This window comes from Escherichia sp. 94.0001, assembly GCF_013369155.2.
GTDB classification, from domain to species: Bacteria; Pseudomonadota; Gammaproteobacteria; order Enterobacterales; family Enterobacteriaceae; genus Escherichia; species Escherichia coli_F.
The window spans coordinates 1-9,508 of the sequence record NZ_JABWMS020000095.1; the positions used below are offsets into that span (position 1 = coordinate 1).

The 9,508-nt window shown below is 53.5% G+C and carries 10 protein-coding genes; 4 read left to right on the forward strand and 6 right to left on the reverse strand.

Translation table 11 applies throughout. The annotated features are described in order from the left end of the window. Window positions 1-141 precede the first annotated feature (141 nt). On the forward strand, window positions 142-1,116 hold the full coding sequence (hemB, locus tag HEN33_RS22965) for a porphobilinogen synthase (RefSeq protein WP_001295337.1): 975 nt from the start codon (window positions 142-144) through the stop codon (window positions 1,114-1,116). Between the two features lie 39 nt (window positions 1,117-1,155). On the opposite strand, the gene tauD is transcribed toward hemB, so the two are convergent. Genes tauD through tauA form a run of 4 tightly spaced genes read right to left on the reverse strand, consistent with a single transcriptional unit; the run spans window position 1,156 to window position 4,570 of the window. Further along, on the reverse strand, window positions 1,156-2,007 hold the full coding sequence (tauD, locus tag HEN33_RS22970; RefSeq protein ID WP_176263231.1) for a taurine dioxygenase: 852 nt from the start codon (window positions 2,005-2,007) through the stop codon (window positions 1,156-1,158). Continuing rightward, on the reverse strand, window positions 2,004-2,831 hold the full coding sequence (tauC, locus tag HEN33_RS22975; RefSeq protein ID WP_032302536.1) for a taurine ABC transporter permease TauC: 828 nt from the start codon (window positions 2,829-2,831) through the stop codon (window positions 2,004-2,006). Before tauC ends, tauD begins: the two co-directional genes overlap by 4 nt. Continuing rightward, on the reverse strand, window positions 2,828-3,595 hold the full coding sequence (gene tauB, locus HEN33_RS22980) for a taurine ABC transporter ATP-binding subunit (RefSeq protein ID WP_001586727.1): 768 nt from the start codon (window positions 3,593-3,595) through the stop codon (window positions 2,828-2,830). Before tauB ends, tauC begins: the two co-directional genes overlap by 4 nt. 12 nt (window positions 3,596-3,607) lie before the next feature. After that, a complete protein-coding gene (tauA, locus tag HEN33_RS22985) occupies window positions 3,608-4,570 on the reverse strand; it encodes a taurine ABC transporter substrate-binding protein (RefSeq protein WP_001018415.1) in 963 nt (320 codons plus the stop codon). A 305-nt stretch (window positions 4,571-4,875) separates the two neighbouring features. Between tauA and frmR the strand changes: the two genes are divergently transcribed. From frmR to fghA, 3 genes are all read left to right on the forward strand, one after another. Further along, on the forward strand, window positions 4,876-5,151 hold the full coding sequence (gene frmR, locus HEN33_RS22990; protein ID WP_001141271.1) for a formaldehyde-responsive transcriptional repressor FrmR: 276 nt from the start codon (window positions 4,876-4,878) through the stop codon (window positions 5,149-5,151). Window positions 5,152-5,185: 34 nt separating this feature from the next. Then, the gene (gene frmA, locus HEN33_RS22995; RefSeq protein WP_000842102.1) at window positions 5,186-6,295 is read left to right on the forward strand and encodes an S-(hydroxymethyl)glutathione dehydrogenase; all 1,110 of its coding nucleotides are present in this window, start codon (window positions 5,186-5,188) and stop codon (window positions 6,293-6,295) included. A 93-nt stretch (window positions 6,296-6,388) separates the two neighbouring features. Further along, window positions 6,389-7,222, forward strand: coding sequence for an S-formylglutathione hydrolase (gene fghA / locus HEN33_RS23000; RefSeq protein WP_176263232.1), 834 nt, complete (start codon window positions 6,389-6,391; stop codon window positions 7,220-7,222). Window positions 7,223-7,448: 226 nt separating this feature from the next. On the opposite strand, the gene HEN33_RS23005 is transcribed toward fghA, so the two are convergent. Continuing rightward, on the reverse strand, window positions 7,449-7,988 hold the full coding sequence (locus tag HEN33_RS23005) for a DUF2058 domain-containing protein (RefSeq protein WP_001096712.1): 540 nt from the start codon (window positions 7,986-7,988) through the stop codon (window positions 7,449-7,451). A gap of 101 nt (window positions 7,989-8,089) precedes the next feature. Next, window positions 8,090-9,301, reverse strand: a complete 1,212-nt coding sequence (gene mhpT, locus HEN33_RS23010; protein ID WP_176263233.1) for a 3-(3-hydroxy-phenyl)propionate transporter MhpT — start codon at window positions 9,299-9,301, stop codon at window positions 8,090-8,092. Between the last annotated feature and the right edge of the window lie 207 nt (window positions 9,302-9,508).

The window sequence follows — 9,508 nt, forward strand, 5'->3', positions numbered from 1 at the left end:
ATTTATTGCTATTTCTATTACAAAGATGTCCTGACCTCTCATTCATTCTCTTCTTATCAACATCACGACAACTTTCGTAAAACATCCCCACCCTGCTTCAGGTATACTATGCCCCTCGATTCCACAAACATCAGGCAGACCATGACAGACCTAATCCAACGCCCTCGTCGCCTGCGCAAATCTCCTGCGCTGCGCGCTATGTTTGAAGAGACAACACTTAGCCTTAACGACCTGGTGTTGCCGATCTTTGTTGAAGAAGAAATTGACGACTACAAAGCCGTTGAAGCCATGCCAGGCGTGATGCGCATTCCAGAAAAACATCTGGCACGCGAAATTGAACGTATCGCCAACGCCGGTATTCGTTCCGTGATGACTTTCGGCATCTCTCACCATACCGATGAAACCGGCAGCGATGCCTGGCGGGAAGATGGACTGGTGGCGCGTATGTCGCGCATCTGCAAGCAGACCGTGCCAGAAATGATCGTCATGTCAGACACCTGCTTCTGTGAATACACATCTCACGGTCACTGCGGTGTTCTGTGCGAGCATGGCGTCGACAACGACGCGACTCTGGAAAATTTAGGCAAGCAAGCCGTGGTTGCAGCTGCTGCAGGCGCAGACTTCATCGCCCCTTCTGCCGCGATGGATGGTCAGGTACAGGCGATTCGCCAGGCGCTGGACGCTGCGGGCTTTAAAGATACGGCGATTATGTCGTATTCGACCAAGTTCGCCTCTTCCTTTTATGGTCCGTTCCGTGAAGCGGCGGGAAGTGCATTAAAAGGCGATCGCAAAAGTTATCAGATGAACCCAATGAACCGTCGCGAGGCGATTCGTGAGTCACTGCTGGATGAAGCCCAGGGCGCAGACTGCCTGATGGTTAAACCAGCCGGAGCTTACCTCGACATCGTGCGTGAGCTGCGTGAGCGTACTGAATTGCCGATTGGTGCGTATCAGGTGAGCGGTGAGTACGCGATGATTAAGTTCGCCGCGCTGGCGGGTGCTATAGATGAAGAGAAAGTCGTGCTCGAAAGCTTAGGTTCAATTAAGCGTGCGGGTGCGGATCTGATTTTCAGCTACTTTGCGCTGGATCTGGCTGAGAAGAAGATTCTGCGTTAATGATCATCATGCCGGGTTATCCAACCCGGCATTTCCCCCTTACCCCGCCCGATAAAACGGAATATCCCCAAGAATCGTCGCCCGATGCATAATCCGCCGCTGTGGCAGGTAATCCGCATTGGCATAGTGCTGAGTCACGCGGTTATCCCAAATCGCAATATCATTCGGTTGCCAGCGCCAACGTACCTGAAACTCCGGTTTAGTGATATGGGCAAACAAAAAACCTAACAAGGCTTCGCTCTCTTTATCGCTGACATCAACAATTCGTGTGGTAAAACCTTCGTTCACAAACAGCGCCTGTTTACCGGTCACCGGATGCGTTCGCACCACCGGATGGAGCAACGGTGGATTTTTCGCGACCGCCTCGCGCCAGCGTTGATGCTCATCCTCGGTTTTGCGGTACTTGTATTCCGGGAACGATTTACGGAAATCATGCTCCGCACGTAGCCCGCTCAATAGTTGACGGAAGGGAGCTGAGAGCGCCTCATAGGCCGCAATACCGCTGCTCCATAGCGTATCGCCGCCGGTCGAGGGTAACTCTTTCGCCGCCAGAATCGCCCCTGCGGGTGGCGTTTCAATAAATGTCACATCGGTGTGCCAGTTATCGTTATCCGGCGGATTATCGTTATGAGTATCCAGTACGATGATCTCCTCAACCCCTTCGGCATGAGGGTAAACAGGATGAATATGCAGTTCGCCAAAACGTTGGGCCAGCGCGCGTTGCTGCTGCGGTGTAATGGCTTGTTCACGCACAAATACCACCTGATGGCGCAGTACCGCATGGTAAAGCTGTTCAAACTGATTATCGCTTAACGGACGCGTCAGGTCGGCACCCGAAATTTGTGCACCGATATACGGCCCCAGCGGGGTAATGCTCAGACGTTCACTCATTGTACTTCTCCATGCCAGGGCGTCAGGCGGCGCTGTAACGCGCGCAGACCCAGTTCTAAAAGAAAGGCGATAATCGCAATCACCGCGATCCCCGCCAGCACCACGTCAGTCGCGAGAAATTCACCCGCTGACTGGACCATAAAACCCAAACCGCGCGTCGCGGCAATCAACTCCGCCGCCACCAGGGTAGACCAGCCCACACCCAGACCAATGCGTAATCCAGTGAGAATTTCCGGCAGCGCACCGGGCAAAATAACAAACCACAGTACCTGTGTGCGGCTGGCCCCCAGCGACTGAGCGGCACGAATGCGAACCTGCTGCGCGCTTTTCACCCCCGCCAGCGCCGACATCGCCACAGGTGCAAAAATCGCTAAATAGATCAGTAAGATCTTCGAGGTTTCACCAATACCAAACCAGATCACCATCAGCGGCAAATAAGCCAGCGGCGGCACCGGACGATAAAGCTCGATTATCGGATCCAGAATGCCGCGCACCGTCGGGCTTAGCCCCATGGCGATCCCGACCGGAATACCGATCAACACCGCCGCGAGTAGCGCCAGCAAAATGCGCGTCAGGCTGGCTGCCAGATGCTGCCACAGCGTGGCATCCATAAATCCCTGCGGCCCGGCAATGGTGAGCAGTTTTGCCAGTACCTGTTGCGGCGGCGGCAGAAACAGCGGGCTAATCAGTTGCAGCGCCGCCACCGCCCACCATACCGTGAGTAAAACCGCTAACGTGCCAATGCTTAAGGTCACCTGACGCGAGAGCGGCCAGCGCCATTTCAGCCGATGCGAATGCAGTTTTTCATTAATGAGCACACTCATGAGAACGCCTCCCGTTGCTCAAATACGCGGCTTAAAACATATTCGCGCATGGCGATGAATTGTGGATCGGACTTGATGCTGCGGCTCGACTCTCCCGCAACAAAGCGGCGAGCAAAGTTGAGCGGCAGCCGTTCCAGCACACGACCTGGACCAGGCGACAGCAAAACCAGTTCGGTTGCCATAAACACTGCTTCTTCTATATCGTGGGTAATCAACAGCACCTGCTTTCCCGTCTCCTGCCAGAGTTTCAGCAGCAGGGTTTGCATCTGGTCGCGGGTGAAGGCGTCCAGCGCACCAAACGGTTCGTCGAGTAATAACAGCTGGGGATTTGCCGCCAGCGCGCGGGCAATCCCTACCCGCTGACGTTGACCGCCGGAAAGCTGCCAGATATAGCGTTTTTCTGCGCCTTCCAGCCCCACTTTTTTCAGCATCTGGTGCGCGATTTCCAGGCGCTGTACTTTCTCTACACCTGCCAGTTGCAGGCCGAATGCCACGTTGTCTACCACATTACGCCACGGCAACAGCCCTTCATTCTGAAAAACCACGCCCCGCTCTGCGCCCGGTCCCTCAATGCACTTACCCGCCAGTTGAATGCTGCCATGCTGATAAGGCACAAAACCGGCAATCAGATTCAGCAAGGTGGTTTTGCCGCAGCCAGACGGTCCCAGAACCACCAGAAGCTCGCCGCTTTCCAGCGTCAGGTTGATATCTTCCAACGCCGGTTTGCCGCCATAATCGGCGTAAAGATGAGAGATTTGCAGCATCTGCGCCTCCTTTTATTGCACGAAGCGCGAGGTCACGTACTGGCTGTAATCATTCGCCACGGCAGGGACTTTGCCCTGATCTTTCAAAAACTGCGCGGTATCGATGATCGCTTTGTTCACCGGTCCAGTCAGTTCTGCCGTTTGTTGCTGCGGCGTCAGATAGGTATTCCCCTTCACCAGCCCCGGAACGTCACCTTCCGGCACGCCGCTTAAACGCGCCAGCTTGCTGATGTTTTCCGGCTGTTTCAGCCACGCGTCTGGGTTAGCAATGTACGGTTGCTGAGCATCGATGGCGCTTTTAGCAAACGCTTTCACGACTTCAGGATGTTTCTCGGCAAAATCTTTGCGCACGACCCAGACGTCCAGTGTCGGCGCGCCCCACTGCCCGACCTGTTCAGAATCGGTCAGCACCTTGCCATCTTTTTCCAGGGCGTTAACCGCCGGTGCCCAGACATAAGCACCATCAATATCTCCCCGCTGCCATGCGGCGATAATCGCGGGCGGCTGCAGGTTCACAATCTCCACTTGCCCAGGTTTAATACCCCAGTGTTTCAGCGCCGCCAGCAGGCTGTAGTGGGTGGTGGAGATAAACGGTACGGCGATGCGTTTACCAATGAGATCTTCGGGTTTGCTGATGGTTTTCTTCACCACCAGCGCTTCGGAGTTACCCAGTTTTGACGCCAGCAAGAAGACTTCAATCGGCACCTGTTGGCTGGCTGCAACCGCTAATGGGCTGGAACCGAGGTTGCCGATTTGCACGTCGCCAGAAGCCAGTGCTCGCACGATGCTGGCCCCGCTGTCAAACTTACGCCAGTCCACCGTCGCCCCGCTCTCTTTAGCAAAGGTGTTATCAGCCTGAGCCACTTTCGCCGGTTCAGCGGAGGTTTGATAGGCCACGGTGACGTTCACCGCCTGTGCCTGAAAAGCGATGAATGCCAGTGCGGCAAGAAGTGTGTTACGCGATGAAATTGCCATGATTGTCTGCTCCCCTGTCTTGTTATGGGAGCAGTATTTCGTTGCGGGTCAGTTTGATAAAGGAATTAAAACGTCTTGTTAAGAACAAAGCGTTTTTAGAAAAAAACTGGCAATGGTTAGCGAATATGCGCATTTTGCTATTTTTAACAAACATCGCCTGGTGCAGCGCTCACGCCTCTTATCATGCATACAAATACTGGGGCCGGATAAATTTTATGCTCCAATGCTATATACTATAGGGGGGTATGCATTGACATATGGCATACCCCCCTATAGTATATTGCGTGCAGATGATGAGGTGCGAAATGCCCAGTACTCCGGAAGAGAAGAAAAAGGTCCTTACTCGAGTTCGTCGTATTCGGGGGCAAATTGATGCTCTGGAACGGTCGCTGGAGGGTGATGCCGAATGCCGTGCCATACTGCAACAGATCGCTGCCGTTCGGGGCGCGGCTAACGGGCTGATGGCAGAAGTGCTTGAAAGCCATATCCGGGAAACGTTTGACCGAAATGACTGCTACAGCCGCGAAGTCAGCCAATCCGTTGACGACACTATTGAACTGGTTCGTGCCTATCTTAAATAGCTGAATCTATTACCATATTGAGGAAGAGCGAGAGATGAAATCACGTGCTGCCGTTGCATTTGCTCCCGGTAAACCGCTGGAAATCGTTGAAATTGACGTTGCACCACCGAAAAAAGGTGAAGTGCTGATTAAAGTCACCCATACCGGCGTTTGCCATACCGACGCATTTACCCTCTCCGGCGATGACCCGGAAGGTGTATTCCCGGTAGTTCTCGGTCACGAAGGGGCCGGCGTTGTGGTTGAAGTCGGTGAAGGCGTAACCAGCGTCAAACCTGGCGACCATGTGATCCCGCTTTATACCGCAGAGTGCGGCGAGTGTGAGTTCTGTCGTTCCGGCAAAACTAACCTCTGTGTCGCAGTTCGCGAGACTCAGGGCAAAGGCCTGATGCCAGACGGCACCACCCGTTTTTCTTACAACGGGCAGCCGCTGTATCACTACATGGGATGCTCTACATTCAGTGAATACACCGTGGTTGCGGAAGTGTCTCTGGCCAAAATTAATCCAGAAGCAAACCATGAACACGTCTGCCTGCTGGGCTGTGGCGTGACCACTGGCATTGGCGCAGTGCACAACACCGCTAAAGTCCAGCCAGGTGATTCTGTTGCCGTGTTTGGTCTTGGCGCGATTGGTCTGGCAGTAGTTCAGGGGGCTCGTCAGGCGAAGGCGGGACGGATTATCGCTATCGACACTAACCCGAAGAAATTCGATCTGGCGCGTCGTTTCGGTGCTACCGACTGCATTAACCCGAATGACTACGACAAACCGATTAAAGATGTCCTGCTGGATATCAACAAATGGGGTATCGACCATACATTTGAGTGCATCGGTAACGTCAACGTGATGCGTGCGGCGCTGGAAAGTGCTCACCGCGGCTGGGGTCAGTCGGTGATCATCGGGGTCGCGGGTTCCGGTCAGGAAATCTCAACCCGTCCATTCCAGTTGGTCACTGGTCGCGTATGGAAAGGTTCCGCGTTTGGCGGCGTGAAAGGTCGTTCCCAGTTACCGGGTATGGTTGAAGATGCGATGAAAGGTGATATCGATCTGGAACCGTTTGTGACGCATACCATGAGCCTGGATGAAATTAATGACGCCTTCGACCTGATGCATGAAGGCAAATCCATTCGAACCGTAATTCGTTACTGATTTCCCGCAGGTTTTACCCCGTCCAGTTCAGGCGGGGTTATTAATACTCTCCCCGGGCAGCCGCCCGGGGGATTAACCGTGAGATAATGACTGATGGAACTCATTGAAAAACATGCCAGCTTTGGCGGCTGGCAAAATGTGTATCGGCATTATTCCCAATCACTGAAATGTGAAATGAATGTCGGCGTCTATCTCCCACCAAAAGCCGGGAATGAAAAATTGCCGGTACTGTACTGGCTTTCGGGCCTGACCTGTAACGAGCAGAATTTCATTACTAAATCGGGGATGCAACGTTACGCGGCTGAGCACAACATTATTGTTGTTGCGCCAGACACCAGTCCGCGAGGCAGTCATGTCGCAGATGCCGACCGTTACGATCTCGGACAAGGTGCCGGGTTTTACCTGAACGCAACGCAAGCGCCGTGGAATGAACATTACAAAATGTATGACTATATCCGCAGCGAGCTGCCGGATTTAGTGATGCAACATTTTCCGGCAACGACCAGAAAGTCTATCTCAGGTCATTCTATGGGCGGGCTGGGCGCGCTGGTGCTGGCGTTACGTAACCCAGATGAATATGTCAGCGTCTCGGCGTTTTCGCCCATTGTCTCCCCATCGCAAGTACCGTGGGGACAGCAAGCCTTTGCCGCATATCTTGGTGAAAATAAAGATGCCTGGTTGGATTACGATCCGGTGAGCCTTATTTCACAAGGTCAACGCGTTGCGGAAATCATGGTTGATCAGGGATTGAGTGATGATTTTTACGCAGAACAGCTGCGGACTCCAAATCTTGAAAAGATCTGCCAGCAGATGAATATCAAAACGTTAATCCGTTATCACGAGGGTTATGATCACAGCTATTATTTTGTCTCCAGTTTTATTGGCGAGCATATTGTCTACCACGCCAATAAACTGAATATGCGTTGAGCATCCGCGCACGCCAGCCGGATGCGGCGTGAACGCCTTATCCGCCTACATTTCGCCCATAAACCGTAGGCATGATAAGACGCGCATAGCGTCGCATCAGGCATCTGCGCACAACTGCCGGATGCGGCGTGAACGCCTTATCCGGCCTACATTTCGCCCATGAGCCGTAGGCATGATAAGACGCGCAAAGCATCGCATCAGGCATCTGTGCACGGCTTATCGATGATTACCACATCAAATCATCAGGCACTTTAAAGTCGGCATACGGATCGTCTTCATCCTGCTCTTCGGCGCTGAGCGCGCTGTGCAACACAATACTGCTGGCGTCACGCTGAGCAATTTTATCGGCAACGCTGGCGGGAATAATGGCGTATTCACCTTCGCTATTGTTATCGATCTGCAAACGTGCAATCGCCAGACGACCATTAATCAACTGCGTTTGCGTGAGCTTATCGACAAAAATCTTCTTAATCAGATTGCCATCGGTAAAGTTAAAACCGATATCGCCATTGGCAATGGTGATCCGGTTCATTTCAATAAGCTGCTTCACCTGAGCTTTATATTCTTTCGCCAGTGCCGCTTGTTTTTGCTGCTCGCTAAGCTGTTTATCACGCTCAAGCTGTGCCTTTTTATTTTCTTCTACCGCCGCCCGAGCTTCACGCGCCTGAACGCGCGATTTTTTCGCCGTTCTCTCGACCTTCGCCGCTTTTTTGCTGGTGACTAATCCTGCTTTGAGCAACTGCTCTTGTAAGGTAAGTTTTGCCATCTTTGTTTCCAAACCCGCTGAATAATTTTTAGCGAGTATACCTGTAAACGCCGTAGGTGTATTGGGGGCAAGTCCCTTTCGCCCCTACCTAATAAGGCGCGTCAGGCATCGGCGCACGGCTGCATTCGTGATTTTCGACTCATCAAAATAAACACCGCTAATCCAGCAACAAAAATACCCGGCGCTGAAGCGGCCATTACGCCAACCGTGCCAGTACCTAATGCCAGCATTTTCCCGGCCAGTAACGGACCGCTCATAGCCCCCAGACGCCCTACCGCCACGGCGGTTCCCACGCCGGTTGCGCGGATCTGCGAACTGTAAAACAACGGAGCCAATGCATACAAAACGCTTTGCCCACCTGTTGCAAACAACCCTGCGACGAATCCCGCCAGCAACATACCGCTAAATGACGATACCGTTCCCAGTGCCAGCAGCGAAGCTAACATGCCGCTATAAATCAGTAGCGACATGGCCATGGGTCGCAGTTTATCCATCAACGCGCCCAAAATTAATGTTCCGCTCGCCGCTCCCATTTGCAGTGCAAACATCACCCCTGCCGCCTGCGATGGCTGGAATCCTTGTTCCACCAAAAGCAGCGGTAGCCAGTTGATCAACATGTAGACCACCAGCAGAGTGAAGAAATAACACAACCACAGCAGCAGCGTTGCGGTTGCCGTTTCTGGCGCAAATAACGCACGCAGTGGAGGCGCGGCCTGTTTTTCGCCAGCGAACACCGCCGACTCCGGCAGCCAGCGCATTAACAGTGGCACCAGAATCAACGGCACCACACCACCTACCCAAAACACCGTTTGCCAGGCTAAGTTTGCCCCTGCAAAACCCAGTGTCGCCGCCAGCGCCGCGCCAATGGGAACCCCGCAATACATCAGGCTCACCGCCGTTCCACGAAAACGTGGCCCCGCCGCTTCAGACGTCAGGGCGATAAGATTCGGCAACGCCGCCCCCAGCCCGACACCGGTCATCAGCCGCGCAAAGACCAGTGAGGGGAAATCCCAGGCAATAGCCGTTGCCAGCGAGAACAAACCAAACAGCGCAACTGAACCAATCAAAATGCGTTTACGACCATAACGGTCCGCCAGCATTCCGCCAACCAGCGCGCCGGGTAGCAAACCGAGTATTCCGGCACTGAATATCCAGCCCATTTGCATTTTATCGAGTGCAAAAGCCTGGGCGATGCCACCCGCCGCAATGCCAGCCGCCTGAAGATCCAGTCCTTCCATCAGAGCGACTAAAAAACAAAGCCCGATGGTCAGCATCAGGCGGGATGAAGATGATGAAGGGGTACGAGTCGACATAAGATGAACCTCGTTGCGAATGCAGGTGAATCGCGGCTGATACATTGCCAGCCGCGTAATCAAAACCATTTAATGACTGCCTACGGACGAAAGTAGGCCGGATAAGACGTTTACGCCGCATCCGGCAGTCGTGCGCCATTGCCTGATGCGACGCTGACGCGTCTTATCATGCCTACAAATTCCCGCGCCATCCGTAGGCCGGATAAG

Bases quoted from the DNA above. Each gene is read 5' to 3' on its own strand.
- frmA (WP_000842102.1), top strand. From the start codon at position 5,186: ATGAAATCACGTGCTGCCGTTGCATTTGCTCCCGGTAAACCGCTGGAA.
- HEN33_RS23005 (WP_001096712.1), bottom strand. From the start codon at position 7,988: ATGGCAAAACTTACCTTACAAGAGCAGTTGCTCAAAGCAGGATTAGTC.
- frmR (WP_001141271.1), top strand. From the start codon at position 4,876: ATGCCCAGTACTCCGGAAGAGAAGAAAAAGGTCCTTACTCGAGTTCGT.
- tauD (WP_176263231.1), bottom strand. From the start codon at position 2,007: ATGAGTGAACGTCTGAGCATTACCCCGCTGGGGCCGTATATCGGTGCA.
- tauC (WP_032302536.1), bottom strand. From the start codon at position 2,831: ATGAGTGTGCTCATTAATGAAAAACTGCATTCGCATCGGCTGAAATGG.
- hemB (WP_001295337.1), top strand. From the start codon at position 142: ATGACAGACCTAATCCAACGCCCTCGTCGCCTGCGCAAATCTCCTGCG.
- mhpT (WP_176263233.1), bottom strand. From the start codon at position 9,301: ATGTCGACTCGTACCCCTTCATCATCTTCATCCCGCCTGATGCTGACC.
- tauA (WP_001018415.1), bottom strand. From the start codon at position 4,570: ATGGCAATTTCATCGCGTAACACACTTCTTGCCGCACTGGCATTCATC.
- tauB (WP_001586727.1), bottom strand. From the start codon at position 3,595: ATGCTGCAAATCTCTCATCTTTACGCCGATTATGGCGGCAAACCGGCG.
- fghA (WP_176263232.1), top strand. From the start codon at position 6,389: ATGGAACTCATTGAAAAACATGCCAGCTTTGGCGGCTGGCAAAATGTG.